Annotated in this window: 10 protein-coding genes and 2 pseudogenes; 7 read left to right on the forward strand and 5 right to left on the reverse strand. The window is 71.8% G+C overall.

All coding sequences use genetic code 11. The annotated features are described in order from the left end of the window. Positions 1-55 precede the first annotated feature (55 nt). Positions 56-3526, reverse strand: coding sequence for a HAMP domain-containing protein (locus OG509_RS02980; protein WP_406179840.1), 3471 nt, complete (start codon positions 3524-3526; stop codon positions 56-58). Positions 3527-3603: 77 nt separating this feature from the next. Further along, complete coding sequence (locus tag OG509_RS02985) at positions 3604-3963, reverse strand: STAS domain-containing protein (protein WP_406179842.1); 360 nt, start codon at positions 3961-3963, stop codon at positions 3604-3606. Positions 3964-4184: 221 nt separating this feature from the next. Between OG509_RS02985 and OG509_RS02990 the strand changes: the two genes are divergently transcribed. The 5 genes from OG509_RS02990 (at position 4185) to OG509_RS03010 (ending at position 7822) form a co-directional block, all read left to right on the forward strand. Then, positions 4185-5120: a SigB/SigF/SigG family RNA polymerase sigma factor gene (locus tag OG509_RS02990; RefSeq protein ID WP_406179844.1), complete on the forward strand. Its 936-nt coding sequence runs from the start codon at positions 4185-4187 to the stop codon at positions 5118-5120. Positions 5121-5128: 8 nt separating this feature from the next. Next, positions 5129-5566 carry an STAS domain-containing protein gene (locus OG509_RS02995; protein ID WP_406179846.1) on the forward strand — a complete coding sequence of 146 codons (438 nt, stop codon included), beginning with the start codon at positions 5129-5131 and terminating at the stop codon, positions 5564-5566. A 5-nt stretch (positions 5567-5571) separates the two neighbouring features. Then, the gene (locus OG509_RS03000) at positions 5572-6513 is read left to right on the forward strand and encodes an anti-sigma factor RsbA family regulatory protein (protein WP_406179848.1); all 942 of its coding nucleotides are present in this window, start codon (positions 5572-5574) and stop codon (positions 6511-6513) included. Positions 6514-6614: 101 nt separating this feature from the next. Beyond that, complete coding sequence (locus OG509_RS03005) at positions 6615-7082, forward strand: ATP-binding protein (RefSeq protein WP_406179850.1); 468 nt, start codon at positions 6615-6617, stop codon at positions 7080-7082. A gap of 77 nt (positions 7083-7159) precedes the next feature. Beyond that, positions 7160-7822: a DUF4230 domain-containing protein gene (locus OG509_RS03010; RefSeq protein ID WP_406179851.1), complete on the forward strand. Its 663-nt coding sequence runs from the start codon at positions 7160-7162 to the stop codon at positions 7820-7822. 32 nt (positions 7823-7854) lie between these two features. On the opposite strand, the pseudogene OG509_RS03015 reads toward OG509_RS03010, so the two are convergent. Then, positions 7855-8004: pseudogene (locus OG509_RS03015) on the reverse strand (cupin); the annotation flags it as partial. A 43-nt stretch (positions 8005-8047) separates the two neighbouring features. On the opposite strand from OG509_RS03015, the pseudogene OG509_RS03020 reads away from it, so the two are divergent. Then, positions 8048-8524, forward strand: a pseudogene (locus OG509_RS03020) (TetR/AcrR family transcriptional regulator C-terminal domain-containing protein); the annotation flags it as partial. A gap of 244 nt (positions 8525-8768) precedes the next feature. Here OG509_RS03020 and OG509_RS03025 read toward each other — a convergent pair. Continuing rightward, complete coding sequence (locus OG509_RS03025; RefSeq protein ID WP_406179853.1) at positions 8769-9275, reverse strand: MarR family winged helix-turn-helix transcriptional regulator; 507 nt, start codon at positions 9273-9275, stop codon at positions 8769-8771. A gap of 145 nt (positions 9276-9420) precedes the next feature. Between OG509_RS03025 and OG509_RS03030 the strand changes: the two genes are divergently transcribed. Then, positions 9421-10695, forward strand: a complete 1275-nt coding sequence (locus OG509_RS03030; protein ID WP_406179855.1) for an MFS transporter — start codon at positions 9421-9423, stop codon at positions 10693-10695. Between the two features lie 152 nt (positions 10696-10847). On the opposite strand, the gene OG509_RS03035 is transcribed toward OG509_RS03030, so the two are convergent. Continuing rightward, on the reverse strand, positions 10848-13082 hold the full coding sequence (locus OG509_RS03035; protein WP_406179857.1) for a sulfatase-like hydrolase/transferase: 2235 nt from the start codon (positions 13080-13082) through the stop codon (positions 10848-10850). Positions 13083-13165: the final 83 nt, after the last annotated feature.

Here is a 13165-nt window from a genome sequence, read left to right on the forward strand (position 1 = left end):
TGATGGCCGGGCCGTGGGGTGGCTGCGCGGGCGGACGGGGTCGGCGGGTGCGCGGTCATCTCGTGAGCCAGTGCCGGACGCGGGCGATGAGGTCGTCGGCGTCGACCGGCTTGGTCACGTAGTCGCTGGCTCCCGCGGCGAGGCTCTTCTCCCGGTCGCCGGGCATCGCCTTTGCGGTGACCGCGATGATGGGGAGGCCGGCGTGGGCCGGCATCCGCCGGATCTCGGCAGTCGCCGCGTACCCGTCCAATTCGGGCATCATCACGTCCATCAGGATGAGGTCGACGCCCTCGTTGCGGGTGAGCGTCTCGATGCCCTTGCGCCCGTCCTCCGCGTGGAGCACGCGGATTCCGTGCAGTTCGAGCACGCCGCTGAGGGCGTACAGGTTGCGCGCGTCGTCGTCGACGACGAGGACGGTGCGTCCGGCCAGGCCGTCGTCGGGCACGTGAGCGGGGGTCTGCTCTCGCTCCGCTTCCGCGTGGGCGAAGGGCAGTACGTCCCCCGGCTGGTCCGCGGACAGGTGCAGCACGATGCGTTCGCGGAGCTCGTCCAGACTGGACAGCAGCTCCAGGCGGCGCGACGCGGCCCGTTCCCGCAGCGCCGTCTCCTGGCCCGTGTTCAGACGGGGGTTGTTGTGCGCGAGAACGGGGAGGGAGGAGAGCGCCGGGTCTCCGTCGAGGGCGTCGAGGAAGCGCAGGGCCTCGCCGTCGGGCATGTCGAGTTCGAGGACGACGCAGTGGAAGGAATCCGATGCGAGGGCGGCGGCGGCTTCCCGTGAGCTCGTGACGCCGACGACCTGGATGCCTCCGAGGTCCCCGGCCGGGCGGTGGCCGGGGGCGAAGTCCCGATCGGCGCTCTCGGCGACGAGGGAGAGCAGTCCGCCCTGGCGTTCCTCGATCACCAGCAGCCGGCGGGCCTGCCGCTGCCTGGGCAGTACCGGTGTGCCCGCGTGACCTGGCTCCGCGGACCCGGCGGCGGCGCCGTGCGGGTCGGGCGCCGGAGCGTCGGGGAGGGGGTCCTTCTCGTACTCCGCCCCCTTGACCGGCAGGTAGAGGGTGAAGGTGCTGCCCTGTCCCGGTGTGCTCTCCGCGGTGACGGCGCCGCCGAGGAGCTGGGCGATCTCGCGGCTGATGGAGAGGCCGAGGCCGGTGCCGCCGTACTTGCGGCTGGTGGTGCCGTCGGCCTGTTGGAAGGCGCCGAAGACGGAGGCCAGCTGCTGCTCGGGGATGCCGATGCCCGTGTCCCGTACCCGGAAGGCCACCACGGGTCCGTGGCCGCGCAGCCCGGCGGGTACCTCGGGCGCGGTCGCCTGTTCGATCCGGAGCTCGACGCCGCCGCGCTCGGTGAACTTGACGGCGTTGGACAGCAGATTGCGCAGGACCTGGCGCAGCCGCGAGTCGTCGGTGCGCAGGGCGTCCGGGGCGTCGGGGGCGGTGGTGACAGTGAAGTCGAGGCTCTTCTGCGTGGTCATGGGGCGGAAGGTGGCGTCGACGTATTCCAGCAGCTGCGGCAGGGACACCGTCTCGGGGTTGATGTCCATCTTCCCGGCCTCGACCTTCGACAGGTCGAGGATGTCGTTGATCAGCTGGAGCAGGTCGGATCCCGCCGAGTGGATGACGCCCGCGTACTCGACCTGCTTCGGAGTGAGGTTGCGGGTGGGGTTCTGGGCGAGCAGCTGGGCGAGGATGAGGAGGCTGTTGAGCGGTGTGCGCAGCTCGTGGCTCATGTTGGCGAGGAACTCGGACTTGTACTTGGAGGCGAGCGACAACTGCTGGGCCCGGTCCTCCAGTTCCTGCCGTGCCTGTTCGATCTCCAGGTTCTTGGCCTCGATGTCGCGGTTCTGGCTGGCGAGGAGGGCCGCCTTCTCCTCCAGCTCCGCGTTGGAGCGCTGGAGTTCCTCCTGCTGCACCTGGAGTTCCGCCGAACGTGCCTGGAGTTCGCCGGTCAGCCGCTGGGACTCACCGAGGAGCTCGTCGGTGCGGGCGTTGGCGACGATCGTGTTGACGTTGACGCCGATGGTCTCCGTCAACTGGCTGAGGAAGTCGCGGTGTACGGGGGTGAAGGCGGTGAAGGAGGCGAGCTCGATCACTCCGAGGACCTGCTCGTCCGCCGCGATCGGCAGGATGATCAGGCTGCCCGGGGTGGCGCGGCCCAGCCCAGAGGAGATGACGTAGTCGCCGGGGACCTGGTCCGTGGCGATGATCCGGTGACTGCGCGCGGCCTGTCCGACCAGGGACTCGCCGAGGGCGAAGCCGGTGGACTCGCCGGTGCCGGCGGGGCGGCCGTACGAGCCGACGAGGGTCAGCACGGTGCCGCCGGGGCGGTCCTCGGCGAGGTAGAAGGCGCCGTACTGGGCGGCGACCAGCGGTGTCAGCTCGTCCATGACGAGTGCGGCGACGACGGAAAGGTCCCGGTGGCCCTGCATCAGGCCCGAGATCCGGGCCAGGTTGGACTTGAGCCAGTCCTGTTCCTGGTTGGCCCGGGTGGTCTCCCGCAGGGAACCGACCATCGAGTTGATGTTGTCCTTGAGTTCCGCGACCTCGCCCGAGGCATCGACCGTGATCGAGCGGGTCAGGTCGCCCTCGGCGACCGCGCTGGCGACCTCGGCGATGGCCCGGACCTGGCGGGTGAGGTTCCCGGCCAGTCCGTTGACGTTCTGCGTCAGTCGCTTCCAGGTGCCGGAGACGCCCTCCACCTCGGCCTGGCCGCCGAGCCGGCCCTCGCTGCCCACCTCGCGGGCCACGCGCGTGACCTCCGCGGCGAAGGCGGAGAGCTGGTCGACCATCGTGTTGATGGTCTCCTTCAGCTCCAGGATCTCCCCGCGCGCGTCCACCCGGATCTTCTGGGTCAGGTCGCCCTGGGCCACCGCGGTGGTGACCTGGGCGATCGAACGGACCTGTGCGGTCAGGTTGTCGGCCATGACGTTGACCGATTCCGTGAGGTCCTTCCACGTACCGGAGACGCCCTTGACGTCGGCCTGGCCGCCGAGCCGGCCCTCGGTGCCCACCTCGCGGGCCACCCGCGTGACCTCCCCGGCGAAGGCCGAGAGCTGGTCGACCATCGTGTTGATGGTCTCCTTCAGCTCCAGGATCTCCCCGCGCGCGGTGACGGTGATCTTCTGGGAGAGGTCGCCCTTGGCCACGGCGGTCGCGACCTGGGCGATGGAGCGCACCTGGTCGGTGAGGTTTCCGGCCATGAAGTTGACCGAATCAGTGAGATCCAGCCAGGCACCGCCGACTCCGGGTACGTCGGCCTGGCCGCCCAGGGTGCCCTCGGTGCCCACCTCGCGGGCCACCCGCGTCACTTCCGACGTGACCAGCGACAGCTGGTCGGCCATCCCGTTGAAGACGGTGGCGATCTCGCCGAGCAGTCCGTCCGACGTATCGGGCAGCCGGGTACGGAAATCCCCGTCCCGTACGGCCGTCAGGCCGGCCAGCAGCCGGCGCAGCTCCGCCTCGCCTATCCCGTCCCTGCCCTCGGGCCCCGGCGAACTGCTCGGTGATTCCGGGCTCGTCCGCTCAGACATCCGTCAACCCCTCGCCACACGACCGGTCGGCGAAGGTTGACGCCGACCCGAAGGACCTTATGGCACCGCCGCGTCGGTCATGACCCGCCGGCCGACCCGGCGACGGCGTCTTCGACGCTGGGGTACAGGGACAGGACCGTATCCGCGCCCGTCAGGGCGAAGAGGCGGCGGAGCTGCTCCCCGGGGGCGGCGATGCGCAGGGCGGTCAGTTGGTGCGCCCGCAGCAGCAGGTTCAGGAACGACGAGTCGCCGAAGGTGACGGAGCCCGCGTCCAGTACCACCAGCCCGTGCCGGTCCGCGGCGGCGGCGAGGGCCTCCTCCAGAGGGGCCAGCGTGTCCTGGTCGAGCTCCCCGTACGCGGCCACCACCCAGGCCGCCCCGGCCGGGTAGCCGTCCCCGACCACGCCTTCGTGGTGCGCGTTCCCTACTCCGGTCATGTCCGCCTCCCCGGATCGTCGCCTGTACGTCCTCCGCTAGGGAGTATGCCTGCCCGGCTGCCGTACGGAAGCGCCGGGACCGCGGCACACCGCACCGGGTGGCCGACACGGCCGCCCCTGAGGGCTTCCGGAAGAAAGATTTCGCGCGAGCCGTGTAAGAACGAGAAGCCGGGGCATGAGCGCCCGGGCAGCGGTCAGTCAATCGGGAGGGAACGGCCACCATGTCTCGCTCGGCCAGCGCCGTAGGCCCCATTCGTGCAACAGACGTGCAGATCACGCCCTCTGTGCCCGCCGACAGGATCGTGGGAGACCCACCGCAGGACGTGGCGCTGCCCGAGGTGGACAACCCCCGGGAGGTGGCGCCCGGCGACGCCCGCGAGCTTTCGCGGCTCTTCTTCGGCAGGCTCCGCAGCGTGGAGGAAGGCACGCGCGAGTACCAGTACGCCCGCAACACCCTGATCGAGATGAACCTCTCCCTCGTGCAGTTCGCCGCGCGGCGCTTCCGCGCCCGGGTGCTGGGCGGGGGTCTGGACATCGAGGACATCATCCAGGTGGGCACCATCGGTCTCATCAAGGCCATCGACCGCTACGACCCCGACCGCGAGGTCGAGTTCTCCACGCTCGCCCTGCCGTACATCACCGGTGAGATCAAGCGCTACTTCCGCGACACCACCTGGGCCGTGCACGTACCGCGCCGGCTCCAGGAACTGCGTACGGAGCTCGCCAAGGCCCAGGAGTCCCTGACCGACGTCCTGGGGCGGGCCCCGACGGTCAAGGAGGTCGCCCATCACCTCGAACTGACCGAGGAGGAGGTCATCGACGGGCTGGTCGCCGCGAACGGCTACACCAGTGGCTCCCTGGACACCACCGGCGCCGACGGGGACGAGCCCGCGACCTCGACGAGCCGGACGACACGGCCGCTGGCGGACCGTATCGGTGACGTCGATCCCGCGATGGAGCTCTTCGAGGAGTTCCACACCCTCGCGCCCCTGCTGGAGCAGCTCGACGAACGCGACCGGCTGATCCTGCAGTTGCGTTTCGGCCAGGACAGGACGCAGGCCGAGATCGGCGCCGAACTGGGCATATCGCAGATGCAGGTCTCGCGCCTGCTGTCGCGGACGCTGGCCCGGCTGCGCGCCGGAATGCTCTCGGTGTAGGCAGCCACATGCCCCAGGCTCACCGGAACGACGGGTCCGTCCCGCCCGTCGGCGCGCAGGCGCTGTACGACGAGGTGACGTGGGCGGGCGCCGTCGTACGGTGCGCGGACGCAGCGAACGCCGGGACGGTCGCGCGGCGGCTGCTGACCGCCCAGCCGCTGCGCGACCGTCCCGGCGCCCTGCTGTGCGGCAGCTGCGACCTCGACACCCGGCCCGTCCTGTCCGCGGCGCTCGGAGTCGTCACCCGGATCCCCGGCCCGGTCGTCCACCTCGACCTCTCGGGCGTGGCCTTCCTCGATGCCGCGGCCGTCGCCGCCCTGGTACGGGCGAACGCCACCGTCACGGGCCAGGGCCGTCGTCTGCTGCTCCACCACCCGCCGTACTCGCTCCGCAAGGTAGTGGAGCTGTTCCCGGACGAATGTGCCGCGCTGGAGGTCGCAGCATGATGAACGTGTCTGCGTCCACCGCCCCCGGGGACTTCGTCCACCCCGCCCTCTTCTACCAGGGCCGGGCGGAGTACCTGGCAGGAGTGGGCGGGTTCGTACGGGCCGCCCTCGCGGCCGACGAGCCGGTGCTCGTGGCCGTGCCCGGCCCGGGGCTGGACGCCCTGCGCGAGAGCCTCGGCGTCCCCGCGGCCGAGGTCACCTGGGCGGACATGACACGGCTGGGCCGCAATCCCGGCCGCATCCTGGCAGCCCTGCAGGATTTCGCCGACCGGCACGCGGGCCGGGCGGCCCGGATCGTGGGCGAGCCGATCTGGCCCGGCCGCTCGCAGGCCGAGGTGCTGGAGGCCACGCGTCACGAGGCCCTCATCAACACCGCCTTCGCGGGGCGGCGCGCCACCATCCTGTGCCCGTACGACGTCCTGGGCCTGCCGGCCGCGGTGGTGTCCGATGCCCGGCGTACCCATCCCACCGTGATGGCGGGGGGCGAGGACCGGCTCAGCCCGGAGTACGCCGATGCCTCGGCGGTCTGCGCCGACTGCGACGGCCCGCAGCCCGAGCCCGACGGGGGTGTGCCCCGGTTCTCGTACGCCTGCGGGGAGCTGGGCGAGGTACGCGCGTACACCGAGAGCTGGGCCCGCGGCACGGCCCTGAGCGCGGGGCGGCGCGGCGATCTGATCCTCGCGGTGAGCGAGGCCGCCGCCAATTCCCTCGCCCACGGCGGCGGGAGCGGCTCCCTTCGGCTGTGGAAGACCGCCGGCGGCGGTGTCGTCGCCGAGATCCGCGACGGCGGCCACCTGGCCGACCCGCTGGCGGGGCGCCGTCGCCCCTCCCTGACGTCGGTCGACGGTGGCCGCGGGCTGTGGATGATCCATCAGCTGTGCGACCTGGTCGAGATCCGCGCCTCGGACAGCAGCCTCACTCTGAGGATGCACATGACATGTTCCTGAGACCGGCGGGTCCCCTAAACTGTCACGGCCATGCTCGGGCCGGGCCACAAGGGTCCCCGCGGGCAGAGAGACCAGAGTCAACGGCGGGGGTGAGGTACTCAGTGGAAACCATCGGATCGGGAACCGGCGATCCACTGCACGCCGGGCCGCCCTCAGCCGTGGTGCAGCGCCGTCGCCTCGCCCTGTCCGGCGTCCGCGGCCACGTCGCCAAGGGCCGCGACTTCACGCGCCATGCCCTGCTGGACTGGGGCTGGGACGGCACCGACACCTCCGAGGACGCCCTGCTCCTCGTGTCCGAGCTGCTGACCAACGCCTCACTGCACGCGGGTGGTTGCATCGAACTCGTGGTCTCGGCCGGTGAGGTCCTGCGGATCGAGGTCTTCGACGGCTCGACGGCACTGCCGCGCCGCCACCCGTCCCCGCAGCGCGGACTCCCGGGCGGACACGGCCTCTACATCGTGCAGCGCCTCTCCGACCGCTGGGGCACCCACACCCACGAGCACGGCAAGGCGGTCTGGGCCGAGATCGACGCGTCCCGGCTGACCTCGGGCAGACCCACCGCCCGCTGACCCCGCGGTGCACGCACCTGCCGTAGCGGGGACCGGATGCACGGGCTGGCGGGGCGTTCACGGGGTATCCGGGGAGTATGGAAACCTCTTCGAACCGTCCGGGCGTCCCGCGGCGCCCGTGGTGGGGTCGGATCGCGGCCGTTCTGGCGGTGGTCGTGGTGCTGATCGTGCTCGTGGCGCGTTTCGGCCTGGTTCCGGGATTCAGCGGCCTCTTCGGTGATGAGACCCGGGACCGCTCCGGCCCGGCTCTGCTCAAGTCGATCCAGGACATGGACCGTTACGAGGCTGCCGTCGGCAACTTCCAGGTGGTCGTGGACCTGGAGAAGGACGCGGCGTTCCTGCCGGACGCCATCCGCGGAACGCGCACCCTGTACGTGGGGGCCGGCACGGTCAGCGGTTACGTCGACCTGGGCGGGCTGGGCGAGCGGAACGTCTCCGTGAACGGCGACCGCACCACGGCGTCGATCCGGCTTCCGCACGCGGTGCTCGGCACGGCAGCCCTCGACCCGAACCGCTCGTACGCGGTGTCGAAGCAGCGGGGCCTGCTGGACCGGATCGGCGATCTGTTCTCCGACAACCCGGCCGGTGAGCAGGCCGTGCAGAAGCTCGCCGCACAGCACATCAACGAGGCCGCCCGCGACAGCGGTCTCGCGGGGCGCGCCGAGAAGAACACCACAGCGATGCTGGAGGGCCTCCTTCGCTCCCTCGGCTTCCGCGAGGTGACGGTCGCCTACGGGTGAGGTGGTGCAGCCGAGCCCGGGCCACCCTGCTGTCAACGAGTGTCCGTACGCCTTTCGCGGCGGGTGCCGCGACGAAGGGTGATCGACATCAGGTCGCCGGGGGCGTCCAGCTCCAGGCGGTGCCAGCGGCCACGCGGCACGATCGCGGCGGCCCCCGGCTGCAACTGCACCATCCTCGGCGCCGTCCGGCCTGCGCCGAGGCGAACAGGTCGATGGGTGAGAGGGGAACTGCTCGTCCTGGTGCTGGACGACTACGCCGCGCGGACAGTGCACCGCCCCGAACTGCCGGCCCAGCCTCGCGAACGGGTCGTCGTCGCCGCTGCCACGATCCACGAGGCGCTCGCCGCCTGCCCGTGGATCGTGGAGGTGCTGACCGCCGACGACCTGATGTCCACATCCGCTCCCTGGTTCGTCGAGCAGATCGTCGACGGACTGGTCGAATGCGGCCTGTCCCCCGAGCGGGCCGTACACGGGTACCGCGCGATCTGGTACTACACCGCCGGCGAGATCGGGGTCCGCGCGACAGCGGCCCGGCAGCGCGCGGACGCCGACCGCCCCGCCTACCAGGAGCGAGTCTTCGCCGATCTCGACCCGAGCGAGCCACCCCGCCTGGCACAGGCCGCCGACGGCTGGTCACAACTGACCGCCGAGGACACCTACCTGGACGGACTCCGAGCCCTGGTGGACGGCCTCATCGCTTGACCGGGGAGTGACGCGAGCGCGCTCCTCCACGCCCCCTCGCCTCGCCGGAGTCGCGGCGTCAGGGGGGGCGAAACCGGCCACATCGGGTGGAACGGGCCGGGAGGGTGGGCGGTCGGCGCACCCCGGCGGGGCGGAGGGCGGGGTTCCAACTGCCGCCCCAGTACGGCTTCGTCGCAGCTCAGAGGCGGCGTGAAGCGGTGTGGCCGGATATGTGGGGGCGACCTGACACAGCGCCCGGAGGGCCCTAGCCGACCGCGGTGTCCCCGTGGGATTCCAGGAGGGTACGCAGCGCCGAGGCCACCGCGTCGCAGGTGTCGCGGTCCAGGGGAGCGAGGAGGGAGGCGAAGTGATCCAGGTGTTCCGCCATCACCTTCTCCGCGACCTCGCGGCCCCGGTCGGTCAGGCGAATGCGGACCGAGCGGCGGTCCTGGCCGTCTCGGATCCGCTCGACCAGGCCCTTGGCCTCCATCCGGTCGATGCGGTTGGTGATGGCCCCCGAGGTGACCATCGCGGCCGGGATGAGCGCGCCGGCGGTGAGCGTGTACGGCGGGCCCGAACGCCGCAGCGTCGTGAGGATGTCCAGCTCGCCGACCTCAAGGTCGCGTTCGGCCACGAAGGCCTTGAGCTGCTTCTCGATGATGCGGTTCATCCGCTGGATCCGGGCCAGGACCTCGATGGGCCACAGCTCGTCCGCCAGGTCCGGCCGCTGCGCCACCCACTGGCCGACGATCACGTCCACCGCGTCACTCATCAGGTCCTCCGCCTCGGTCACTCGCTCGCGCAGGACCCAGCATAACCCAGATATCTCAGCGTTAAGAGACTTGACGTTCAGGGGCATCTGGTGATTTTATCTTAACGTTGAGATTGTTAGCCTTCAGATGGATTGGAGCGGCGCCATGACCACCGCGCCCGCACGCACAGCCGCCGGCATCGGTGCCGACACCGGAACATCCGCCACCCGCGCACCGGGAGCCCCGGCCGCCCCCGGGAGCCCGGCGGCCCGCGGGCCCGTCCCCGCCTTCTGGCTCGCGCTGCTCGCCACCCCCATCGCCGCCGGGGCCAACGCCCCGGTCCTGATCCTTCCGGACATGGCCCGCTCCCTCGGGGTGTCCACCTCCACCGCGTCCTGGCTGGTCTCCGCCTTCGCCTGGGCCATGGCCGTCGGCACCCCACTCCTCGCCGGACTCCTGCGCCGCACCGGTCTTCGGCCCGTGCTGCGCCTCGCCTCCGCCCTCGTCCTCGTCGGCACCCTCCTCGTCGCGGTCTCCCCCTGGCTCCCGCTCACCCTGGCCGGCCGGGCGGCCCAGGCCGCGGGGGGTGCGGGACTGGTCGCGTCGGCGATGAGCCTGGCCGGCACGGCCCGCCGGATGGGCGTCATCAGCGCCGGGTTCGGCATGCTCGGCGCGGCCGGCCCGCTCCTCGGCGAACAGCTCGCGCACACCGTCTCCTGGCGGCTCTCCCTCTCCGTGTCGGTGGTCGCGGTGCTCGCCGTGCCCGCGGTGATGCGGTACGCCGGGGCCATCACGCCCTCCTCCGACCGCTTCGACGGCCGCGGCGCCACCCTGCTGACCCTGCTGGCCACCGCCCTTGTCACGCTTCCGCACGCCCCGTTGGCCGCACTCGGCGCGGCTCTCGTCGCCGCGGTCCTGCTCGCCCTGCACATCCGGCGCCGCCCGGAGGGGTTCGTCCCGGCCGCCCTGCTGCGCACGCCGGTCTTCCTGACCTCGGGCCTGCTGGCGCTCGTCCTGTCGGGGTCGTACTTCACGCTGCTCTTCGCGGTGCCGCGGCTGCTCGGCGACCGGGCCGGCTGGGACACCGGCGCCGCCGGGGCCGGTCAGCTGGTCGCGCTGCTCGTCGGCTCGGCACTGTCCTGGCTGCTCGCCGCGGCCTCGGCCCGGATGGGACGCCCGGCCGTGCTGGCCGTCCTGATCGGCGTCGGATCCCTGGCCGCTGCCGCCGCGGCGTTCTCCGACTGGGGCCCGCTCCTGCTGGCGGCCACCGTCGGCGGGGTCTTCGCCGCCACCGGCGCCAACGCCTGCCTCTCGATGCACGCCGCGGCCGGCGCCCCCGAGGCCCAGCGGCCCACCGCCATCGGCCTGTTCGCCCTCTGCTACCAGCTCGGCGGCGCCTTCGGCCCGGCGGTCGCCGCGGCCCTGGTACTCGGCTCCTGATCCACAGCCGGCCGCAAGCCCCCAGCCCCCTCCCTCTCTCCCCCCCATTACGTTCCTCGCGGCTCCGCAATGGGGCCAAGGCCGGACGAGAGCGTGATGGGGTGGAGGTCTGCGATCCGCCCCCGCCGTACGCACCCGCCCGGCTCTGCCGCTCAGAGCACGGTCACCCGGGCGAGGGCCCACGAGGTGTGGTCGAACGCCGAATTGGCGTTGGCGTCCTCGACGACCAAGTGCAGCAGCTTCACTCCGCGTACGTCCAGATCCACCTGCACGGGTCCGCCCGCGCCGGTCAGCTTGCCGGTGGTGAACAGCACCTTGCCGTCGCCCCGTACCGAGGCCTTCGTAGCGCCGGTGGCGGCCTGGTTCGTGGAGAAGTCGTCGATGCCGACGAGCGCGGTGAAGCGGTCCGCCGTTCCGCCGAGGTGGTAGACGATCTCGGAGGGTGCATGGACGCCGAGGCCCTTGGGGTAGGTCACTCCACCGAACGAGATCGGCGTACCGTCCCCGGCGGCGCTTCGCCCGTTGGACCGGTCGCGTTCCACCGGACCCCATCCGTTGGTGGCCGACACCCACACGAGATCGCTCAGGTAGGCATCGGCAACCGGCGCCGCCGGCGCCGTGGAGACCCGTTCCGTGGCGGAGTAGCGCAGCGGCCCGGTCGGCGATTGCGCCGTGCCGTCGACGGCGAGCGGCCACTGTGTGCCGGGGGCTGCCGTCGCCGGCGGGGTGACCCGCCAGGACGTGTTCAGCGTGGCTCCGGCGGCCAGCAGGTCCTGACCGGTCGCGGCGGCCGCCTGCACCTGCCAGCCCGCGGGGGCACGGAGCGCGAGGAGTGCGCGGGTCCAGGGCTTGCCCGACCCGTTGCCCAGGGTCGCCGTCACCGTGAAGGCCTGACCGGGTACGGCCGGCCCCTGGACCTGTGCGCGGACCCCGAAGGGCTTGCGGGCGTAGGTGTCCACCCACGAGGAACGCATGAGGGCGACGAGGCCGGTCACCACGGACGGATTGACGGCGGCGACGTCGCGCTGCTCGCCGGTGTCGGAGGCGAGGTCGTACAGCTCGACCTGCCACTGTGCGTCGGGCAGCGTGTGGTCCCTGACGGGCGCGAACCGCACGGCCTTCCAGTTGTCCTTGCGTACGGCCTCGGCGAGCCAGCTGGCGCGGCCGCCGTCCTCGGTGTTGGCGCGGCTGGTGACGCCGCGTTCGTCCCGGTACCAGTACAGGTGGTTGTGGCGTGCGGCGTTCGGGCTTCCGGCGAGCAGCGTGGCGGCCGACAGTCCGTCGATGTCGGCGGGTGCGGGTGCACCGCCCAGCTCGGCCAGAGTCGGCAGCACATCGGTGAGCGGGGTGGGACGGTCGCTGGTCCCCGCCCCGATCCGGCCCGGGGACCAGGCGATCAGCGGGACGCGGATGCCGCCCTCGTAGAGGTTGCGCTTGTAGCCGCGCAGCGGGCCGTTCGCGTCGAACAGGTCGGGGTCGACCCCGCCTTCCTCGTGCGGGCCGTTGTCACTGGTGACGAGGACGACGGTGTTCTCGGCGATGCCCAGCGCGCGCAGCCGGTCGGTGACCTTCCCGACGAGCGTGTCGAAGTAAGTGATCTGGGCGGCGTGGCCCTTGTTCTGCTGGGTCCAGGTACGGGAGGCGTAAGCGCCGACGTCGGGGATGTCGCTCGGTGCGTGCGGCACGGTCGGCGTGAGGAAGAGCAGGAAGGGTTCATCGGCGTGGTCGCCGATGAAGTCCAGCGCGCGCTGCTCGATGAGCTGGGGGGCGTAGGCGCCCTTCGCACCGCCCGCGTTGGCGGCGATGGTCTCCTTCGCACCGTTGTGCCACAGGTACTGCGGGTAGTACTCGTGTGCGTGCCCGTGGTCGATGCATCCGTAGAACTCCTCGAAACCACGGGAGTTGGGGTGGCTGGGCTGGTCGCCCTCCTCCGGCCCGAAGCCCCACTTCCCGATCACCGCGGTCCGGTAGCCGCGGGCGCGCAGCACCTCGGCGAAGGTGGTGTCCCCGGCCTTCAGCGCGCCGGGGGCGCCGTCGGGATTGGCCCGGACTGCGGAGTGCCCGGTGTGCAGGCCGGTCAGCAGCGAGCAGCGGGAGGGCGCGCAGACCGCGGCGGTGGAGTAGGCGTCGGTGAACCTCAGGCCTTCGGCGGCGAGCCGGTCGATGCGCGGTGTGGTGATCAGCGTCTGGCCGTACGCACCGAGGTCGCCGTAGCCGAGGTCGTCGGCGAGGATCACGACGAGGTTGGGAGTCGCCGTACCGGCGGTCGTGGCGGCCTGGGTTGCCTCAGCTGCCTGAGCTTCCGCCAGGGCCTCCGGCGCGGCAGGGAGCGCGGCGAGGCCGAGCGTGGCCGCGGACCCGGCGATGAAGTGGCGGCGGGTGGGCATCAGGTGGCTCCTCGGCTCTCGCGGACGGGAGTTCGATCATGCGGAGAGCACCGTCCCGATGGCCATGCACCTGGCATTAAAAG

Source organism: Streptomyces sp. NBC_01006 (assembly GCF_045162725.1).
GTDB lineage: Bacteria > Actinomycetota > Actinomycetes > Streptomycetales > Streptomycetaceae > Streptomyces.

Coding starts and splice junctions, on each gene's coding strand:
- OG509_RS02980 (WP_406179840.1), bottom strand. CDS start 3,526: ATGTCTGAGCGGACGAGCCCGGAATCACCGAGCAGTTCGCCGGGGCCC.
- OG509_RS02985 (WP_406179842.1), bottom strand. CDS start 3,963: ATGACCGGAGTAGGGAACGCGCACCACGAAGGCGTGGTCGGGGACGGC.
- OG509_RS02990 (WP_406179844.1), top strand. CDS start 4,185: ATGTCTCGCTCGGCCAGCGCCGTAGGCCCCATTCGTGCAACAGACGTG.
- OG509_RS02995 (WP_406179846.1), top strand. CDS start 5,129: ATGCCCCAGGCTCACCGGAACGACGGGTCCGTCCCGCCCGTCGGCGCG.
- OG509_RS03010 (WP_406179851.1), top strand. CDS start 7,160: ATGGAAACCTCTTCGAACCGTCCGGGCGTCCCGCGGCGCCCGTGGTGG.
- OG509_RS03025 (WP_406179853.1), bottom strand. CDS start 9,275: ATGAGTGACGCGGTGGACGTGATCGTCGGCCAGTGGGTGGCGCAGCGG.
- OG509_RS03030 (WP_406179855.1), top strand. CDS start 9,421: ATGACCACCGCGCCCGCACGCACAGCCGCCGGCATCGGTGCCGACACC.
- OG509_RS03035 (WP_406179857.1), bottom strand. CDS start 13,082: ATGCCCACCCGCCGCCACTTCATCGCCGGGTCCGCGGCCACGCTCGGC.